Genomic DNA, 18701 nt, shown 5'->3' on the forward strand with positions numbered 1-18701 from the left:
TTCGGCAAGGTCGATCGGAATGCATGTCGGAAATGCACGTTATCTAGGTCCGCAGGACTTGCCGGAGATCATTCCGGTGTTTCCGCTGACCGGCGCGCTGCTTTTGCCGGGCGCCCAGCTGCCGCTCAACATCTTCGAGCCGCGTTATCTCGCGATGCTCGACGACGCGCTGTCGGGCAACCGGCTGATCGGGATCGTGCAGCCCTCCTTCTGCGAAGGCCGTAACGAGATCGGCGATGGCCCCGTTCCGGCGCTGTGCCAGGTCGGCTGCATCGGCCGCATCACCTCCTTTGCCGAAACCGGCGACGGTCGCTACATCACCTCGCTGACGGGTGTGTGCCGCTACCGGCTGTTCAGCGAGGTCGCAGGCACCCGCGGCTACCGACGCTTCCGCATTGGGCCTTTCACGGCCGATCTCGAAAATCGTGACGACGAGAGCCTTGTCGATCGCTCCGCACTGCTGGCTGCCTTCCGGGCCTATCTGGAAGCCAACAAGCTGAAGGCGGACTGGGAGAGCGTCGAGCGCGCAAGCAACCGCACGCTCGTCAATTCCATGGCGATGATGTCGCCCTATGGTCCGGCGGAAAAACAGGCGCTGCTGGAAGCGCCTGATCTCAAGACCCGCGCCGAAACGCTGATCGCCATTACCGAGATCGTGCTTGCACGCAATTTCGGCGATGTCGACAACATCCTGCAGTAAGCGAGACACCATGGACGTCAACGCCAGCAAGGTCGATCCGAAACTGCTCGAACTGCTCGTCTGCCCGCTGACCAAGGGCCGGCTCAGCTACCACGCCGACGCCGGCGAACTCGTCTCGGAAAAGGCGCGGCTCGCCTATCCGATCCGCGACGGCGTTCCGATCATGCTGATCTCCGAAGCGCGCAAGATCGAGGACTGAGGCGTTCCTCGCGACGCCTGCCCCTCATCCGGCCTGCCGGCCACCTTCTCCCGCAAGCGGGGAGAAGGAACCCGTTGCGCGCTCGGTGCCCGATTTCTTCTCTTGAATGTGGCGGCATCATCGCGCACGCGACCTGATCCCCTCTCCCCGCAAGCGGGGAGAGGGCTAGGGTGAGGGGCAATACCAGGGATGCAGCGCTTGCCGATCAGATCGGCTGACCGGACAAGAGCCGCGGGTCCGCGTCGCCGGCGATCCCGGCCGCCTGGCGGATGAAGAAGCTTTTCAGCGACGGCAGCCGGTCAACAAGGCCGAGTCCGAAATCGCGGGCGATCCTGACGGGCGTGATGTCGTTCGAAAACAGCCGGTTGAGTACATCCGTCGTCACGCCCATGCGGAACGTGTCGAAGCGCCGCCAGCTCTGGTAGCGCTCGAGGATCGCCAGCGACCCGATATCGAGCCCGAGGCGGTCTGCCTCGACGATCGTTTCGGCCAGCGCCGCCACGTCCTTGAAGCCGAGATTGAGGCCCTGGCCGGAAATCGGATGGATGCCGTGGGCGGCATCGCCCGCCAGCGCAAACCGCGGCTTGACGAAGTCGCGCGCCAGCGTCAGGCCGAGCGGAAAGGCGCGGCGGCCGCCGACGACCTTGAGATGGCCGAGCCGGTGGCCGAAGCGGCGCTCCAGCTCTTCCTCGAACAGAAAATCGTCGCCCTTGACCAGCCGCTCGGCATCGGCGGTACGCTCGGTCCACACCAGCGACGAGCGGTTGTTCTTGAGTGGCAGCGTCGCGAAGGGGCCGGCCGGCAGGAAATGTTCCTCGGCGGTGCCCTCATGCGGGCGCTCGTGCTCGACGGTGGTGACGATACCCGATTGGCCGTAGTCGAATTCGACGGTCTTGATGCCGGCCGCGTCGCGCAGCTTCGAGCGCACGCCGTCGCAGGCAACCAGCAGCCGGGCTTCCAGCTGTTCGCCGCCGGCAAGCGTCACGGCAACCGCGTGGTCGCCGCTCTCGAAGGTTTCGACCATCGTCGACTGGCGCACCGTAACGCCGAATTCGTCGCAGGCAGCCCGCAGCGCCCCGATCATGGCCGTGTTCGGCACCATATGGGCGAACGGCCTGCCTTCTTCGCCCTCCCCGTCGAAGGTGAGAAACACCGGACGCACCGGATCTGATGTCTTCGAATCGGTGATGACCATGCGCCGGATCGGCTCCGCCTCCGGCGCGATCGCCTGCCAGACGCCGAGCACATCGAGCATGCGCTCGGCAGCGGACGCCACGGCCGAGGCGCGCTCGTCGCGCTTCCATGCCCCTTCCGGCGCGCCGTCGATGACGGAGATGGAAAGATGCGGCGCCGCCTTCTTCAGCGAAACCGCGAGCGAAAGGCCGACATAGCCGCCACCGGCAATCAACACATCGATCATCCGCTTTCTCCCGTCGCACTTGAGCATCGTTTCATGCCTATATAGATCAATGCCATCGCCGTTCCTACCATCGGAGACTGCCGAAATGTCGCGCCCCACCGAGACCGCAACGCCCATGGATGCGCTGCTTGCCACACTCGACCTCGAAAAGCTCGAGGAGAACCTGTTTCGTGGCCGCAGTCCCCAGGTCGGCTGGCAGCGCGTTTTCGGTGGCCAGGTGATCGGGCAGGCGCTGGTCGCCGCCCAGCGCACCGTCGACGACGGCCGCTACGTGCATTCGCTGCATGCCTACTTCATGCGGCCCGGCGATCCCTCCGTGCCGATCATCTACGAGGTCGACCGCATCCGCGACGGCTCGAGCTTTGCCACGCGCCGCGTCGTGGCCATCCAGCATGGCAAGGCGATCTTCTCGATGTCGGCATCGTTCCAGTATGACGAGGACGGCTTCGATCACCAGATCGACATTCCCAAGGTGGCGATGCCGGAAACCCTGCCGGGCGAGCAGGAACTGAAGGACAAGTTCCTGGCGCAGGCGCCCGAAGCGATCCGGCGTTACTGGGAGCGGCCACGGCCGATCGAGATCCGCCCGGTCTCGCTCACCCACTACTTCGCCCGCAACGACGGCAAGCCGACGCAGGACGTCTGGGTCAAGGCCGTCGGCCAGGTTCCCGACGAACGCCATCTGCAGGCGGCCGTTCTCGCCTATCTCTCCGACATGACGCTGCTCGACACCTCGCTCTATGCCCATGGGACGTCGGTGTTCGATCGCAACCTGCAGGTTGCAAGCCTCGATCACGCCATGTGGTTCCACCGTCCGTGCAAGATGGACGACTGGCTGCTCTATACCCAGGACAGCCCCAGCGCCCACGGTGCCCGCGGCATGACCCGCGGCAGCCTTTTTGATCGTTCCGGGGTGCTGATCGCCTCGGTGGCGCAGGAAGGCCTGATCCGGAAAAAGGCACCTGAACAAAAATAAGGCGACGAACCTTTTCTGCCTATTTTTTAATCTTCTAAAGTGACGATTTTTTAGCGCGTCGCGGCACATCTGCCGCGACCGATAATTTTCCCATGCCTTTTCATAGGTTTAGCCAGCGGAAACGAATCTGGCACGCCCCTTGAATGTAGCTGTCCGGTTGCAAGGCGCTTCAGCGTTCGCAGCAAGGAGAGATGGCCTCCCGCCGGAGGCGAACAAGGATGGGAAACGATGAAAATTGTGATGGCCATTATCAAGCCGTTCAAGCTCGATGAGGTCCGTGAAGCCCTCACTGCCGTTGGCATCCAGGGCCTGACCGTAACCGAAGTCAAAGGCTACGGCCGCCAGAAGGGACATACCGAAATCTATCGCGGCACCGAATACGCCGTGAGCTTCCTGCCAAAGCTGAAGATCGAGATCGCGGTCCCGACGGAGATCGTCGACAGGGCCGTGGAAGCGATCGCCGCTGCTGCCAAGACCGGCCAGATCGGTGACGGCAAGATCTTTGTCTACTCGATTGACCATGCCGTGCGCATCCGCACCGGCGAAACCGATTCAGAAGCGTTGTAAGCCACGCCGTTCAGGGAGCACTACTCGATGTCGTCAAGCAAACTTTCCACCTCTCTGGTCAGGATCGGCGCAGCCTCTGCCGCCCTTCTTGCGCCGGTCGCAGCCTTTGCCCAGGAAGCAGCACCGGCAGCCGCCGCTGCCGCTGCCGCAGCCCCCGTTCCCGACAAGGCCGATACGGCCTTCATGTTCATCTCCACCCTGCTCGTCTTCTTCATGCTGATCCCGGGTCTCGCGCTCTTCTACGGCGGCCTGGTGCGCGCCAAGAACATGCTGTCGGTGCTGATGCAGTGCACCGTCATCGGCGCGACGATGATGATCGTCTGGGTCGTCTACGGCTATTCCTTCGCGTTCGGCGGCTCGACCAGCCCCTATTTTGGCGGCTTCGCCAAGATGTTCCTCTCGGGCGTCTCGGTTGACAGCACGGCCGCCACCTTCTCCGAAGGCGTGGTCATTCCGGAATACATCTTCATGCTGTTCCAGATGACCTTCGCCGCCCTGACGCCGGCCCTGATCGTCGGCGCCTTTGCCGAGCGCATCAAGTTCTCGGCAGCCGTGCTCTTCTCGGTACTCTGGGCAACCTTCGTCTACTTCCCGATCGCCCACATGGTTTGGGACGGCAACGGCCTGCTCTTCGGCATGGGCGCGCTGGACTTCGCCGGCGGCACCGTCGTCCACATCAATGCCGGCGTGGCCGGTCTCATCGGCGCGATCATGGTCGGCAATCGCACCGGCTTCGGCCGCGACATGATGGCACCGCATTCCATGACGCTAACGCTCGTCGGCGCGGCGATGCTGTGGTTCGGCTGGTTCGGCTTCAACGCCGGCTCCAACCTCGAGGCATCGGGCGGCGCGATGCTCGCGACCGTCAACACCTTCCTCGCAACGGCTGCCGCCATCCTCTCCTGGTCTGTCGTCGAAACCTTCACCCGCGGCAAGGCCTCGATGCTGGGTGCGGCCTCCGGCATGATCGCCGGCCTCGTTGCCATCACGCCTGCTGCCGGCATCGCCGGTCCGATGGGCGCGATCGTCATGGGCCTGATCGTTTCGCCGCTGTGCTACTTCTTCGTCTCGGTGGTGAAGAACAAGTTCGGCTACGACGACACCGCTGACGTCTTCGGCGTCCACGGCGTGGGCGGCTTCTTCGGCGCGCTGGCAACCGGCATCTTCGCCTCGTCCTCGCTCGGCGGCATCGGCTATGCCGACGGCGTCACCATGGGCGGCCAGTTCATGACCCAGCTGACTGCCGTTGCCATCACCATCGTATGGTGCGGCATCGTCTCGGCCATCCTCTACAAGGTCGTCGACGCGATCGTCGGTCTGAGGGTTTCGGTGGAAGCCGAACGCGAAGGCCTCGATCTCTCGTCGCACGGCGAAGCCGCCTACCACAGCTAAGCCAATCGCGGCGCCTTAAATTGGCGCCGCTCATCCTCCCGTCGCGGTCCGTCTGATGCGGATCGCCTTTGGCCCGGATCGACAGATCCGGGCTTTTTTGCGCGATTTCGCCACCTGTGGCCCCTCGCCCACCGGTATTTTAGCGGCATATGCGCATGGTTAATGTCGCATTAACCGTGCTTCGCTTAGGTTGATTCCAAGGCGCGCAATGTGCCCTAGAGATCGAGACGGGCAGCAGGCAACATGAGCAGAAGCAATCCGGCAGCGCTTGACAGCCGTTCCAACCGGTTCGTGCTAACCACCTTCGTTTGGCGACAGATCGCGTCGCTGGCGGGCTTCGCGCTGTTCGGCGCGCTGGCGCTGGCCATCGCCGCCTTGTCGACATGGAATGTTGCCGACCCGAGCTTCTCCTACGCCACATCGGACGAGCCGACCAACGTACTCGGCTATGCGGGCGCTGCCTTTGCCGACATCTTCATGCAGTTCTTCGGGCTTGCCAGCGTCGTGGCCCTGCTTCCGGCCGTTGCCTGGGCGCTGGTGCTGATCGGCGGCAGGCGCTTCGACAAGATCGTCAAGCGCCTCGGCCTCTGGTTCGTCGGATCGGTGCTTGCAGGTGCTGCCTTAAGCTGCGTTCCAGCCCCGATCACCTGGCCGCTGCCCAACGGCCTCGGCGGCGTCTTTGGCGACATGATCCTTCGGTTCCCCGCGCTCTTCACCGGCGCCTTCCCGACCGGCACCTTTGCCACCGTGCTTGCCTGCATCTTCGCCGCCCCTGCCGCCTGGTGCCTGATCTACAGCGCCGGCCTGATCGGCGTCAGCGATGAGGAGGACGAAGACGAGATCGAAGAGCCGACACCAAGCAAGGCGCGCACCGTGCGCGACGAGCTGGACGAGGACGACAGCGAAGGCCCATTCACCCTGTTGATGGGTTCGTTCGCCCATATGCGCTACACGGTTCAGGCGCGCGTGCGCCGCATCTTCGGCATGAGCGGAACCCGCGCGCCGACGAAGCGCCAGTACGACGAGCCCTACGATTTCAACAACGACGAGTTCGGCACGCTGAACGAACCGGCCCGGCCGAAGCCGATGGCTGCCGGCGACCGCATCGAACCTTCGCTCGACAGATCCGAGCGCCGCGTCGTGACGCCGCCGCCGATCATGGCCGACGACGATGACGACCTGCCGTTCGACATGGACGACCGCCGCCCGGCCGGCATCCTGCCCGATGACGAGGACGACGATCTCGACGCGGCGGCCGACTGGGCGCCGCGGTCCGCCCCGCCCAAGCAGGGCCTGCCCAAGGCCGGTTCGCGCGTCGTCACGCCCGCGCCTCGCCCCAAGACCGGCCAGCGCTTCGAGCGCGAGGCCCAGCGCTCGTTTGTCGAGGACGACGGCGATTTCGCGCTGCCGCCGATGCATTTCCTCGCCGAACCGAAGAACGTCACCCGCGACGCCTCGCTTTCGGCCGATGCGCTGGAACAGAACGCCCGTATGCTCGAAGGCGTGCTCGAGGACTTCGGCGTCAAGGGCGAGATCATCCATGTCCGCCCCGGTCCGGTTGTCACCCTTTATGAACTGGAGCCGGCGCCCGGCATCAAGTCGTCGCGCGTCATCGGCCTTGCCGACGACATCGCCCGCTCGATGAGCGCGATCGCCGCCCGCGTCGCCGTGGTCCCCGGCCGCAACGCCATCGGCATCGAGCTGCCCAACCAGCGCCGCGAAACCGTCTACCTGCGCGAACTGGTCGGCTCGCGCGACTTCGAGACGTCGAAGGCGCGCCTTGCCATGGCCCTCGGCAAGACCATCGGCGGCGAGCCTGTTGTCGCCGATCTCGCCAAGATGCCGCATCTGCTGGTGGCCGGCACCACCGGCTCGGGCAAGTCGGTGGCGATCAACACCATGATCCTGTCGCTGCTCTATCGGCTGCGTCCCGACCAGTGCCGACTGATCATGATCGACCCGAAGATGCTCGAACTGTCCGTCTATGACGGCATCCCGCACCTGCTTTCGCCTGTCGTGACCGACCCGAAAAAGGCCGTCGTCGCGCTCAAGTGGACCGTGCGCGAGATGGAAGAGCGCTACAAGAAGATGTCGAAGATCGGCGTGCGCAACATCGACGGCTTCAACACCCGTGTCGAGCAGGCGCTGGCCAAGGGTGATGCGATCACCCGCACCGTGCAGACCGGCTTCGACCGCCAGACCGGCGAAGCGATCTACGAGACCGAAGAGTTCGACCTGTCGCCGATGCCCTATATCGTGGTCATCATCGACGAAATGGCCGACCTGATGATGGTCGCCGGCAAGGACATCGAAGGGGCCGTTCAGCGCCTGGCGCAGATGGCGCGCGCCGCCGGCATCCACGTGATCATGGCGACGCAACGTCCCTCGGTCGACGTCATCACCGGCACGATCAAGGCCAACTTCCCGACCCGCATTTCCTTCCAGGTCACCTCGAAGATCGACAGCCGCACCATCCTGGGCGAACAGGGCGCCGAACAGCTGCTCGGCATGGGCGACATGCTCTACATGGCCGGCGGCGGACGCATCCAGCGCGTGCACGGCCCCTTCGTCTCGGACACCGAGGTCGAGGAAGTCGTCGCCTATCTCAAGACCCAGGGCACGCCGCAATATCTCGACGCGATCACCGAAGACGACGACGAGGACAATGACGGCGGCGGCCCGGCCGGCACCTCCAATCTCAGCGAGTCAGACGACCCTTACGACCAGGCGGTGGCGATCGTCCTGCGCGATGGCAAGGCCTCCACATCCTATGTGCAACGTCGCCTCGGGATCGGTTATAATAGGGCCGCATCGCTGATCGAGCGCATGGAGCAGGAAGGCATTATCGGTCCTGCAAACCATGCCGGAAAACGCGAAATCCTCGTGCCGACAGAAGCCGAAATCACCGGCCGGTAAATCCGGCCAAATCTCTGGGAGCACATGGCAGCCCGGTAACGGTCATGTGAGAGCGCTGGCCGCCGACGGCGATGAAAAACGCCTTGAAGGTGCCGCACTTGCGCTCCAGATGATCAAGGAAATGAAGGAGACTGCGATGACGGAAGCGAAAACCACCCAAGCCAGCAATCCGGCGATGTCGCGCCGCGTATTCGTCTGCGGCCTCGCGGCGCTCGCGGGCATGGGTGGCACCGGTCTCGACGTCACCAAGGCCTTCGCCCAGGCCTCCGGCTCGGCCCAGAGGATCGCCGACCATTTCTCGTCGGTGAAGACCATGTCCGGCGAATTCGTGCAGTTCGGCCCGCGCGGCGAGCAGACCGGCGGCAAGTTCTTCATCCGCCGCCCCGGCCGGATCCGCTTCAACTACGAAGCCCCTTCGCCGATGCGGGTGATCGCCGACGGCAAATCGGTGGTCATCGGCAATATGAAGCTGAAGACCTGGGACATCTATCCGCTCTCCAAGACGCCGCTCAACCTTCTGCTCAGCGAACGCATCGACCTGTCGGGCAAGATGGTGCGCGACGTCAAGGAAGAGTCCGATCTCATCACCATCGTGCTTGGCGACCGCTCGATCTTCGGCGATTCGACCATCACCATGATGTTCGATCCGAAGACCTACGACCTGCGCCAGTGGACGATCACCGATGCGCAGAAGAAGGACACCTCGGTGATGATCTTCAACGTCCAGACCGGCATGGCGCTCGACGACAAGGTGTTCAAGATCCCCTACGACGAAGTCCGCAACAAGCGCGGCGGCTAAGCTTTCCCCGGGGCAGCCCTGCGCACGCCGGCTGCCTGCCCGCTCGGCCCGTTGCGGCACTGCGCGTCCTTGAGATGCGTGACGTGAAGGTAGCCTTTTTCAGGGCTTCCTTGTCCCGAAGCGCCAGACCTGCTTAAACCTCCCGGACATCGAAAACATCCGTCCTGAGCCGGCTTCCGTTTCGTCGAACGCCCGGCCTCACCGATCATGGGAAATGAGCAATGGCCCTGTCCGTCGCCACGTGGAACATCAATTCCGTTCGCCTGCGCATGCCGCTGGTCGAGCACCTCCTGAAGACCTGGCAGCCAGACATCCTCTGCCTGCAGGAAACCAAGTGCCCGAACGACCAGTTTCCGTCCAAGCCGCTGAAGGCGCTCGGCTACAACCACATCGAGATGCACGGCCAGAAGGGCTACCACGGCGTCGCGACGATCTCGCGCCTGCCGCTTCATGAGCTCAGCGACCGCCGCGATTACTGCGGCGTCGGTGACGCCCGCCATCTCTCCGTGGTGTTTGCGGCCGGCGGCAAGAAGATCCGGCTTCACAATTTCTACGTCCCGGCCGGCGGCGACGAGCCGGACCGCGCGATCAATGCGAAGTTCGGTCACAAGCTCGATTTCGTCGACGAGATGAAGCTGTTGCACGCCGAGGCGGAAGCCGGGATCTCCTCGATCCTCGTCGGCGATCTCAACATCGCACCGCTTGAGGACGACGTCTGGTCGCACAAGCAGTTGTTGAAGATCGTCAGTCACACGCCGATCGAAACCGAGGGCCTGACGACGGTGATGACCGGCGGCGGCTGGGTCGATCTGATGCGCCAGCACACGCCGTCGCCAACCAAGCTCTACACCTGGTGGAGCTACCGCGCCAAGGATTGGGAAGCGGCCGACCGCGGCCGGCGCCTCGACCACATCTGGTCGTCGGCCGACCTTGCCCCCAAGCTGACGAAGGTGGATATCCTGCGCGAGGCCCGCGGCTGGGAGCGGCCGTCCGACCATGTGCCCGTGATCGCCCACTTCGACATTTAAGGCGATCGAGCGCCTGGCGTTCGACCGTTTATCGGAAGTGCGTCAGGCGAAACGGCCGGCAAGCGCGCCGGCGCGGCGGATCATCGCCTGCAGGTTTTCGCGGATGCGCGCTTCGACGAGGGCCGCGACTTCGGGATATTCTTCCAGCATGCGCCGGAACAGCGGCCGGTTGATGCGGATGACCTCGCTGTCCTCGTCCGCAGTCGCGGTGAACTTGCGCTCCACCATCGAGATCAGCGCCAGTTCGGATAAAAGCGCGCCGCGGCCGACGGTGGTGATGTCCTCCATGATGCCTTCGCCATTGGCCTTCGACAGCGAGAGGCTGCCGCTGGCAATCGCGAACGCGCAATCGGCCGGCGCCCCCTCGCGAAACAGCTCCTGCCCTTTAAACACGCGGCGACGTTCCGCCCCGAAGGCGATCAGCCTCAGCTTGTCCTCGCTGATATCGGCAAAAAGCGGCACATTGGACAAGAGAACGATGTCGTCGTTGAGCGCCAAGCGGCTAACCTCCCTGAATTACGACGCTTCCGGATCCGGCTCCGAAAAGCATCGCAATCGATGCAAACAGCCCGGAGCAGCTGACGTCAGGACAAATTGTCCGACGTCGACGTCTCACGGAACGATCTTGTAGCCGCCGTTCTCTGTCACCAAAATCTCGGCATTGGAAGGGTCGCGCTCGATTTTCTGGCGAAGCCTGTACACATGTGTTTCGAGCGTATGGGTGGTCACGCCGGAATTGTAGCCCCAGACCTCCTCCAGCAGCACGTCGCGCGTCACCACCTTCTGGTCGGCGCGATAGAGATAGCGGATGATGGCCGCTTCCTTTTCGGTCAACCGGATCTTCTGACCGTTTTCCAGCGTCAGCAGCTTCTGGCTCGGTTTGAACGTGTAGGGACCGACGCTGAAGGTCGCGTCTTCGCTCTGTTCGTGCTGGCGCAGCTGCGCGCGGATGCGGGCGAGCAGCACGGCAAAGCGGAACGGCTTGGTGACGTAGTCGTTGGCGCCGGCTTCGAGACCGAGGATCGTGTCGGAATCGGTATCATGGCCGGTGAGCATGATGATCGGCGCCTTGAAGCCGCCCTTGCGCAACAGCTTGACCGCCTCGCGCCCATCCATGTCGGGCAGGCCGACATCCATGATCAACAGGTCGACCTGCTGGGCGCGGGCCGCCTGGATACCCTTGCCGGCCGAAGCTTCCTGGAGAAGATCGAACTCCTCATACAGCGAAAGCTGCTCGACCAACGTCTCGCGCAGGTCATTGTCGTCGTCGACAAGAAGAATGGTACGGGTCGCCATGGGACAATTCCTGTTTGCTTCCGGTTTCAAACTAGCTCAAATGCCAATGTTGGCAAGCGAACCGGCTTTGCAACCTCGATATATGTGCAACCGTGCTTATGGTGCCCGCCAAATCACGGACAATTCAAAAATCCGTGAGACAGATGCGCAAGAAAACGTCGGGAACAAGGCCTGCCAAAACCGTGATTACCGTGCGCCCGGCCCCGCGCGATCGCCGGCGTGCTCTTGTTACCTTCGACGGCCACACCGAGCAAGCAGCCATCGGCCGCAGCGGCATCACCAGCCGCAAGCGCGAGGGCGATGGTGCGACGCCGCGCGCAGCGATGAAGCTTGTCGGCGGCTATGTCAGGCGCGACAGGGTCGCCTTGCCCTCGACGCCGCTTCCCACCCGGGCGATCCGCAAGGGCATGCTCTGGTGCGACGCGCCTTCCCATGCCAGCTACAATCGCCCGGCAAAGGCGCCCTTTTCGCCCAGCCACGAGGAGATGATGCGCAACGACGGGCTCTACGACGTCTGCCTGGTGATGGACTGGAACCTCAGCAGCCGGCGCCGGCACGCCGGTTCGGCGATCTTCTTCCACCTCATCCGCCCGGGCTACCAGCCGACGCAAGGCTGCGTCGCCATCAGCCTTGCCGCCATGCGCCGGCTGATCCCGCATCTGCGTCGCGGAGCAGTGGTCAAGGTTGTCTGATGGGATGGCGTCAATGCTCGAAACCGGTGTGCCGCAACGCTCGGGCGAAGACGGCGTCAAACACGAGCCTTGCGGGAAATCGCACGGTCTGCAACCATCAACACTTCCTCAAGCTCTGACGTCTATGTAGCCTCGAGCGAGATTTGCAGGGCGAGTGATGCCGATGCCGACCAAGACGGGCAAAACGATACCGGCGACCGACGGACGGTTCATCGGGATGAAAGACGTCGAGGGTTTCGCAGATCCCAGTATGACGGCACTGCATGGCTGGGTCGAATCCTATCTGATGAACAGCCATCCCGATCTCGGGCGTACCGGCGCCGTCTGCCCCTTCACCCGTCAGGCCGCGAAGATCGATACGGTCCGGCTGGCGATCTCCAACGCCGGCGCCAACGACGAAGACAAGGCCTTTGCCCTGATCCGCGGCGCCTTCGGCGCGCTCGAATCGATCCCGTGCAAACCGGCGATGAAGCATTTCCGCACCGTGATCGTCGGCTTTCCCGATTGCGCCGGTCCCGACGGGATCGCGATGCTGAAGCGGATCCAGCGGCGCCATCGGTTCTATTCGCTGGCGCGCGCCCGCATGATCGGCATGATGCATGCCGGCTCCGAGGATCGCGGCCTGTGGAACCCGGATTTCCGGCCGTTGCGCTCGCCGATGCCTGTTCTGGCGGTCCGCCACCTCGTCGAGAACGACGCCCCGTTTGCGGCACTCCATCCCGCCCTCATGGTCGCCTATCTCGCCCGTTTCCCGCTCAAGGGAACGCGGCGGCTGGTCGATCATTTTCGAAGCCGCTGAACCATGCCCGAAAGCGCGACGTCGCCGATCGCCAACGAAATGTTCGCGGGTTCGCGCGTGTCCGGATCGGACGTCGAGATCAGCATCGTCACGACCCTCGACGGCTTCGAAGCCCTCGAGAAGGAGTGGAACGATCTGTTCGAGCGGGCGGCGACGCCTCAGCAGGTGTTCCAGCGCCACGCCTTCCTGCGGTACTGGGCGCGGCATTATCTCGACGCGCGTACACAGCTCTCCATCATCGCCGGGCGGATCGACGGGCGTCTCGCCACTCTCTGGCCGCTGGTGCGTTACCGCAAGCTCGGGATCGAGGTGCTTTCCTTCATGGGCGCGCCGGTGGCCCAGTTCGGCGATGTGCTTGTCGAAGCCGGCGACAACAGAGCCGCCTTGCTCCAGGCGAGCTGGACGGCACTTGCCTCTCTCGGCGTCGACCTTTTCGAAGCGCGACGGGTGCGCACCGACGCCGCTCTTTGTGGCTGCCCCCTGCCGGGCATTGCCATCCTGCCTGGCGATCTCAAGGCACCTTTCGCAAACCTGTCATGGCGGATCCTGCCCGACGGCCTGGGTGTCGCCTATTCGCCACGCGAGCGGTCGAACCACCGCCGCCGGCTGCGCAGGCTGAACGAGCGCGGCGTAGTCACCTTCAGCGAGCCGGAGCCAGGACCTGAGGCAAGCGCGGCCGCGGCAACCGCCATCACCATCAAGAGGACCTGGCTGCTCGAAAACGCCATCCTGTCCCCGACGGTCATGGACAACAGGTTCCAGGCCTTCTTCGAAGATGTGGCCGGCGATGCCGCGACCGGCCTGCGGGTCTCTTCCATTGCCTGCGATGGGCGGCCGATCGGCATAGATCTCGCCTTCGATTGCAAGGGACACACCTTCGGTCATGTCCTTGCGGCTGCCTCGGGCTATGAGCGCGAGGGGCTGGGAAGACTGCTCATTCACCGGACATTCGCCGCAGCCGCCGATCGCGGCAACCGCGTCTTCGACCTTCTGGCTCCGGCCGACGAGTACAAGATGCAACACGCCGACGGCCTCGTCGCCGTCAGCGACAACGCCTTCGCTTTCTCCTGGCGCGGCCGGCTGATGCGCACGCTCGTGCTGGCGCGGCTGCAACCGATGGCCAAAGCATGGGCCAAGCGCCTGCCTGCTGGCCTGCTGCGCCGGCTCGTCTTGCGTTAACCCTTGGCACGGCCAGCGGCGTCAGGCGAGCTGTCGCGGCGTCAGACGAGCTGTCGCGGCGTCACGAAGTCGACGAGGCGACACCCACCCGGGGCGAGGTCCTGCCAGCTTGAGCCGTCGAAGGAGAACACCGCGAGCCCCGCTGTCGGAAATTTCTGCCGCATGCGGGCAAGCATCTCCGCCGCGCCAGCCCCGGCAATGCGATCAGCCAGATCCTCCATGCCGGGATTGTGGCCGACGACCAGCAGGTCGCGGATCGCCGGGTCGACAGCGCCAAGTGTGGTCAGGATGGCCGCTGCTCCAACCTCGTAGATGTCGGAGGTTTCCCGGCAGTTGATCGGCGACGGCAGGCGATCGCTGACCAGCGCCCAGGTTTCCCGCGCGCGCCGCGCCGTGGAAACGATGGCAAGCGCGGGTATCAGGCCCTTGCGCGCCATGTAGGCGCCCATCAGCGGTGCCGCTTTGCGGCCGCGTTCGCCAAGCGGGCGATCATGGTCGTCGACGCCGTCGGGCCAGGCCGATTTCGCGTGGCGCAGCAACATCAGGCGATATGGTCTTGCCCCGTCATCTTCTGCCATAGGAACTGCGCTCCCGCCAAATGCCGCCCCATGCTGAAGCCGCTCCACCATTCTGGCATTGCGCCCTGATTTTGTCGTGCCGAAACGCCATAAAAAAGGCCGCCCCGGGGGGCGGCCATCAACGCCGGAAAAGCTCAAGAACCGGCTTACTTTCACGCGGTTCGGATTATTTCCACTCGCGGATGTCGACGAAGTGTCCGGCGACCGCGGCAGCCGCCGCCATTGCCGGCGACACCAGATGGGTGCGGCCCTTGAAGCCCTGGCGTCCCTCGAAGTTGCGGTTGGACGTCGAGGCGCAGCGTTCGCCCGGCTTCAACCGGTCGTCGTTCATCGCCAGGCACATGGAGCAGCCCGGCTCGCGCCAGTCGAAGCCGGCGTCCCGGAAGATCTTGTCGAGGCCTTCGGCTTCCGCCTGTTCCTTCACGAGGCCGGAACCCGGCACGATCATCGCCGAAACGGTCGGAGCGACCTGACGGCCCTCGACGACAGCGGCAACCGCACGCAGGTCCTCGATGCGGCCATTGGTGCACGAACCGATAAAGACGCGGTCGACGGCAATGTCGGTGATCTTGGTGCCGGGCTTCAGGCCCATATAGTCGAGCGCGCGCCATTTGGAGGTGCGCTTGGTCTCCTCCTGGATCTCGTCCGGGTTCGGAACGATGCCCTGGACGGAGATCACGTCCTCGGGCGAGGAACCCCAGGAGACGATCGGCGGCAGGTTGGCGGCGTCGAGCACGACGACGCGGTCGTAATGGGCACCCTCGTCCGTGTGCAGCGTCTTCCAATACTCGATCGCCATGTCGAGCGCCTTGCCCTTCGGCGCGCGCGGCTTGCCCTTGATGTATTCGAAGGTCGTCTCATCCGGCGCGATCAGGCCGGCGCGGGCACCGCCTTCGATCGTCATGTTGCAGATGGTCATGCGGCCTTCCATCGACAGCGCGCGGATCGCTTCGCCGGCAAACTCGATGACGTGGCCGGTGCCACCGGCCGTGCCGATCTCGCCGATGATGGCAAGGATGATGTCCTTGGCGGTGACGCCGGGCGGCAGCTGGCCGTCGACGCGCACCAGCATGTTCTTGGCCTTCTTCTGGATCAGCGTCTGGGTCGCCAGCACGTGCTCGACTTCGGACGTGCCGATACCGTGCGCCAACGCACCGAAGGCGCCGTGCGTCGAGGTGTGGCTGTCGCCGCAAACGATGGTCATGCCCGGCAGCGTGAAGCCCTGCTCAGGGCCGACGATGTGCACGATGCCCTGGCGCTTGTCGTTCTCGGAGTAGTATTCGACACCGAACTCGGCCGCGTTGGTGGCGAGCGCCTCGACCTGGATACGGCTTTCCTCGTTCTTGATACCGAGATGGCGATCAGGCGAAGTCGGCACGTTGTGGTCGACGACGGCAAGCGTCTTTTCCGGCGCGCGCACCTTGCGGCCGGCCATGCGCAGACCTTCGAAGGCCTGCGGGCTCGTCACTTCGTGAACGAGGTGACGATCGATGTAGAGAAGACAGGTGCCATCGTCCTGGCTGTTGACCAGGTGGTCGTCCCAGATCTTGTCATAGAGAGTACGCGGTGCGCTCATGGCGATATATCCATCGAATTTTCGTAAATGAGGGAAAAGCCGGCAGCAAGGCGGCCGGAAACGCTGATCAAGGGATCAGGATAGGAGGCTTGTCAGCGCCCCGGACACGCGCGCGAAAAAGCGGGCCGGAAGACGCTTGTGGTCTTGCAGCACGACAATTTTCTGCTCTCGACATCCGAACTTGGATTCCATGACACCGTACATATCAATTTTCTGACACTTCGGCAATCGGTGGAAGCGGCCTCAACGCTGCTCTGCGCGGCGCAACCGACGCTCGATCCCCCTCAGGCCCAGCGACAGGCCGATCGTCAGCACGAGATAGACATAGGCAACGATCGAATAGGTCTCGAAGAAGCGAAAGGAGCCGGACGCATAGACCTTGCCCATCTGGGTGATGTCGGCGACGCCGAGTACCGAGACCAGCGACGAGTCCTTGACCATGGCGACGAAATCGTTGCCAAGCGGCGGCAGGATCACCCGCACAGCCTGCGGAAAGATCACCAGGCGAAACCGCTGGTAGCGCGTGAGACCCAGCGCCTTGGCGGCCTCCACCTGGCCCTTGTCGACCGAGAGGATGCCGGCGCGAAAGACCTCGGCGATGAAGGCGGAATAGCCGATCATCAGCGCGATGATCGCCCGCCACATCAAAGAGATGTCGCGCACCACCACCGGCTCCATCCAGCCGGCCGAAATCAGGGGAGCGGTGATAAAGTTGGCGATCGTGACGAGCGCCGGCGCACCGACGAAGGCGATGTAGAACAACAGGACCAGGATCGGCACACCGCGAATGACCTCGGTGTAGAAGCGTGCGATCTGGCGCGGGGCCGCGTGCTCCGACAGCGCCATCAGCGCGATGCCGAGGCCGAGTGTGGTGGCGAGCACGAAGCCCATCAGGGTTACGAAGACGGTGACGCCGATGCCCTTGAGGACGACGTTGAAGACTTCGGTGTAGATGTCATTGGTGACGATGATTGCGGCGAGCGCCACTGCAATCACCAGAAGGGCGACCAGCCACCAGGGATAGTCGCCCTTTGCGGACATGTCAGACGATTGTGGGGCGGCCATGGCCTGCGATCAGCCGCCCATCTTGTAGTCGAGGAACCACTTCTTGTCCAAGGCGTCGAAGGTTCCATCTGCCTTCAGCGCCTTGATCGCGGCGTTGATCGGCGCAACGAGATCGGATCCCTTCGGGTAGATGAAGCCGAAATCCTCGGTGCCGAGCGGACCGCCGACGACCTTCAGCTTGCCTTCGGAGGAATCGACATAGCCCTTGGCTGCGACACTGTCGGTCAGGACGACGTCGACGTCGCCGGCCTTCAAGGCCTGAACCGTCGCGCCGAAGGTTTCGAACAGCTTGACGCGCGGGTTCTGCTCGTTGCCATCGAGCATTTCGTAGACAGCAGTGTAGAACGGCGAGGTGCCCGGCTGCGCGCCGACCAGACCATCGGCAAAGGCGCCGAAACTCTTGCCGTCGTTGAAGCGGGTCTCGTCGCCGCGCACCAGCATGAACTGCTGCGAGCGCATGTAGGGGTCGGAGAAATCGACCTTTTCCTTGCGGTCGTCCTTGATGGTGATGCCGGTCATGCCGATCTGGTACTGGCCGTCATGGACGGCCTGGATCATCGCATCCCAGCTGGTGTTCTGGTACTCGACCTTGAAGTTCAGACGCTTGGCGATCTCGTTCATCGCGTCATATTCCCAGCCGATCGCCTCGCCGGTCTTCGGATCGACGAACTGCAGCGGCGGGTAGGCATTTTCCGTGACGACGATGACCGTCTTGCCGCCGAGGTCAGGCAGGTCGCTGGCAAAAGCCGGTGCGGAAAAGGCAAATGGAACGGCGAGTGCGGCTGCGATGCCCGCAAGCACATGGCGACGGATTGTCATTGGAGGAGCTCCCGAAAAGTGTGGCAGCGAAAAATGTCACGGATTGCGGAGAAAAGACAAGCGCATAGTACCAAAAAAGAAAGGCGGCCCGAGGCCGCCTTCCCAACAATCCGAAAGGATTGAAAACTTATTCCGCTGCGGCTTCAGCTGCCTTGGCGGCTTCTGCTGCTGCCTTGGCTTCTGCGGCTTCGGCTGCTGCCTTTTCGGCGGCCAGAGCCTGAGCTGCTGCGATCTTTTCAGCTTCGATGCGTGCCTTTTCCTCGGCAACGGCCTGACGCTCGGCTTCGTTCAGCTTGCGAGCGCGCGTACCGGTGTTTTCAACGATACGAGCCGACTTGCCGCGACGATCGCGCAGGTAGTAGAGCTTGGCGCGACGGACCTTGCCGCGGCGAACCACTTCAACGCTCTCGACGAGCGGCGAGTAGACCGGGAATACGCGCTCGACGCCTTCGCCGTAGGAGATCTTGCGAACGGTGAAGCTCTCGTTGATGCCGCCGCCCGAACGAGCGATGCAAACGCCTTCATAGGCCTGAACGCGGGTACGCGAGCCTTCGACAACGCGGACGTTGACGCGCAGCGTGTCGCCTGCGGAGAAATCGGGGAGCGTGCGCTTGGCGGCAATCTTGGCGGCCTGTTCGGCTTCCAGCTGCTGGATGATGTTCATCGGGTTAACCTTTCAAGTTCTTCTGAAACAGCCAGA

The 18701-nt window shown here is 63.6% G+C and carries 19 protein-coding genes; 11 read left to right on the forward strand and 8 right to left on the reverse strand.

Going from position 1 to position 18701, the window contains the following annotated elements; all coding sequences use genetic code 11:
• The first annotated feature begins 19 nt into the window (after positions 1 to 19).
• Together RTP54_RS19915 and RTP54_RS19920 are read left to right on the forward strand one after the other, a co-directional pair.
• Complete coding sequence (locus tag RTP54_RS19915) at positions 20 to 700, forward strand: LON peptidase substrate-binding domain-containing protein (protein WP_112814986.1); 681 nt, start codon at positions 20 to 22, stop codon at positions 698 to 700.
• A gap of 10 nt (positions 701 to 710) precedes the next feature.
• Complete coding sequence (locus RTP54_RS19920; RefSeq protein WP_112806530.1) at positions 711 to 899, forward strand: Trm112 family protein; 189 nt, start codon at positions 711 to 713, stop codon at positions 897 to 899.
• A 205-nt stretch (positions 900 to 1104) separates the two neighbouring features.
• Here RTP54_RS19920 and RTP54_RS19925 read toward each other — a convergent pair whose 3' ends face one another.
• Entirely contained in the window at positions 1105 to 2319 is a 1215-nt protein-coding gene (locus RTP54_RS19925; protein WP_312365354.1) for a ubiquinone biosynthesis hydroxylase, read from the reverse strand.
• A gap of 85 nt (positions 2320 to 2404) precedes the next feature.
• On the opposite strand from RTP54_RS19925, the gene tesB reads away from it, so the two are divergent.
• From tesB to RTP54_RS19955, 6 genes are all read left to right on the forward strand, one after another.
• Positions 2405 to 3295, forward strand: a complete 891-nt coding sequence (tesB, locus tag RTP54_RS19930; protein ID WP_112806533.1) for an acyl-CoA thioesterase II — start codon at positions 2405 to 2407, stop codon at positions 3293 to 3295.
• Between the two features lie 228 nt (positions 3296 to 3523).
• Positions 3524 to 3862 carry a P-II family nitrogen regulator gene (locus tag RTP54_RS19935; RefSeq protein WP_112806535.1) on the forward strand — a complete coding sequence of 113 codons (339 nt, stop codon included), beginning with the start codon at positions 3524 to 3526 and terminating at the stop codon, positions 3860 to 3862.
• 27 nt (positions 3863 to 3889) lie between these two features.
• On the forward strand, positions 3890 to 5254 hold the full coding sequence (locus RTP54_RS19940; RefSeq protein ID WP_312365355.1) for an ammonium transporter: 1365 nt from the start codon (positions 3890 to 3892) through the stop codon (positions 5252 to 5254).
• 243 nt (positions 5255 to 5497) lie between these two features.
• Positions 5498 to 8170, forward strand: coding sequence for a DNA translocase FtsK (locus RTP54_RS19945; RefSeq protein WP_312365356.1), 2673 nt, complete (start codon positions 5498 to 5500; stop codon positions 8168 to 8170).
• A gap of 136 nt (positions 8171 to 8306) precedes the next feature.
• On the forward strand, positions 8307 to 8969 hold the full coding sequence (locus RTP54_RS19950; RefSeq protein WP_112806745.1) for an outer membrane lipoprotein carrier protein LolA: 663 nt from the start codon (positions 8307 to 8309) through the stop codon (positions 8967 to 8969).
• Between the two features lie 221 nt (positions 8970 to 9190).
• Positions 9191 to 9997 (forward strand): exodeoxyribonuclease III, encoded by an 807-nt coding sequence (locus tag RTP54_RS19955; RefSeq protein ID WP_112814982.1) that lies wholly within the window; start codon positions 9191 to 9193, stop codon positions 9995 to 9997.
• 42 nt (positions 9998 to 10039) lie between these two features.
• On the opposite strand, the gene RTP54_RS19960 is transcribed toward RTP54_RS19955, so the two are convergent.
• Both RTP54_RS19960 and RTP54_RS19965 read right to left on the reverse strand, forming a co-directional pair.
• Positions 10040 to 10495: a cyclic nucleotide-binding domain-containing protein gene (locus tag RTP54_RS19960; RefSeq protein ID WP_312365361.1), complete on the reverse strand. Its 456-nt coding sequence runs from the start codon at positions 10493 to 10495 to the stop codon at positions 10040 to 10042.
• Between the two features lie 114 nt (positions 10496 to 10609).
• The gene (locus RTP54_RS19965; protein WP_077500839.1) at positions 10610 to 11293 is read right to left on the reverse strand and encodes a response regulator transcription factor; all 684 of its coding nucleotides are present in this window, start codon (positions 11291 to 11293) and stop codon (positions 10610 to 10612) included.
• Between the two features lie 143 nt (positions 11294 to 11436).
• On the opposite strand from RTP54_RS19965, the gene RTP54_RS19970 reads away from it, so the two are divergent.
• From RTP54_RS19970 to RTP54_RS19980, 3 genes are all read left to right on the forward strand, one after another.
• Positions 11437 to 11985: a L,D-transpeptidase family protein gene (locus tag RTP54_RS19970; RefSeq protein WP_312365364.1), complete on the forward strand. Its 549-nt coding sequence runs from the start codon at positions 11437 to 11439 to the stop codon at positions 11983 to 11985.
• Positions 11986 to 12148: 163 nt separating this feature from the next.
• Positions 12149 to 12784 (forward strand): DUF6875 domain-containing protein, encoded by a 636-nt coding sequence (locus tag RTP54_RS19975; protein ID WP_312365366.1) that lies wholly within the window; start codon positions 12149 to 12151, stop codon positions 12782 to 12784.
• A 3-nt stretch (positions 12785 to 12787) separates the two neighbouring features.
• On the forward strand, positions 12788 to 13963 hold the full coding sequence (locus RTP54_RS19980) for a GNAT family N-acetyltransferase (RefSeq protein WP_312365368.1): 1176 nt from the start codon (positions 12788 to 12790) through the stop codon (positions 13961 to 13963).
• A gap of 41 nt (positions 13964 to 14004) precedes the next feature.
• Here the strand turns inward: RTP54_RS19980 and RTP54_RS19985 are convergent, their stop codons facing one another.
• From RTP54_RS19985 to rplS, 5 genes are all read right to left on the reverse strand, one after another.
• Positions 14005 to 14541: a SixA phosphatase family protein gene (locus RTP54_RS19985; RefSeq protein ID WP_112814979.1), complete on the reverse strand. Its 537-nt coding sequence runs from the start codon at positions 14539 to 14541 to the stop codon at positions 14005 to 14007.
• 166 nt (positions 14542 to 14707) lie between these two features.
• Positions 14708 to 16117 (reverse strand): 3-isopropylmalate dehydratase large subunit, encoded by a 1410-nt coding sequence (leuC, locus tag RTP54_RS19990; protein ID WP_112806553.1) that lies wholly within the window; start codon positions 16115 to 16117, stop codon positions 14708 to 14710.
• Between the two features lie 243 nt (positions 16118 to 16360).
• Positions 16361 to 17182 (reverse strand): amino acid ABC transporter permease, encoded by an 822-nt coding sequence (locus tag RTP54_RS19995; protein WP_112806555.1) that lies wholly within the window; start codon positions 17180 to 17182, stop codon positions 16361 to 16363.
• A gap of 9 nt (positions 17183 to 17191) precedes the next feature.
• The gene (locus RTP54_RS20000; RefSeq protein ID WP_112806557.1) at positions 17192 to 18001 is read right to left on the reverse strand and encodes a transporter substrate-binding domain-containing protein; all 810 of its coding nucleotides are present in this window, start codon (positions 17999 to 18001) and stop codon (positions 17192 to 17194) included.
• 127 nt (positions 18002 to 18128) lie between these two features.
• A complete protein-coding gene (gene rplS, locus RTP54_RS20005) occupies positions 18129 to 18665 on the reverse strand; it encodes a 50S ribosomal protein L19 (RefSeq protein WP_112814978.1) in 537 nt (178 codons plus the stop codon).
• Positions 18666 to 18701: the final 36 nt, after the last annotated feature.

Origin of the sequence: Ensifer sp. (genome assembly GCF_031989085.1) — a bacterium.
Taxonomy (GTDB): Bacteria; Pseudomonadota; Alphaproteobacteria; order Rhizobiales; family Rhizobiaceae; genus Ensifer.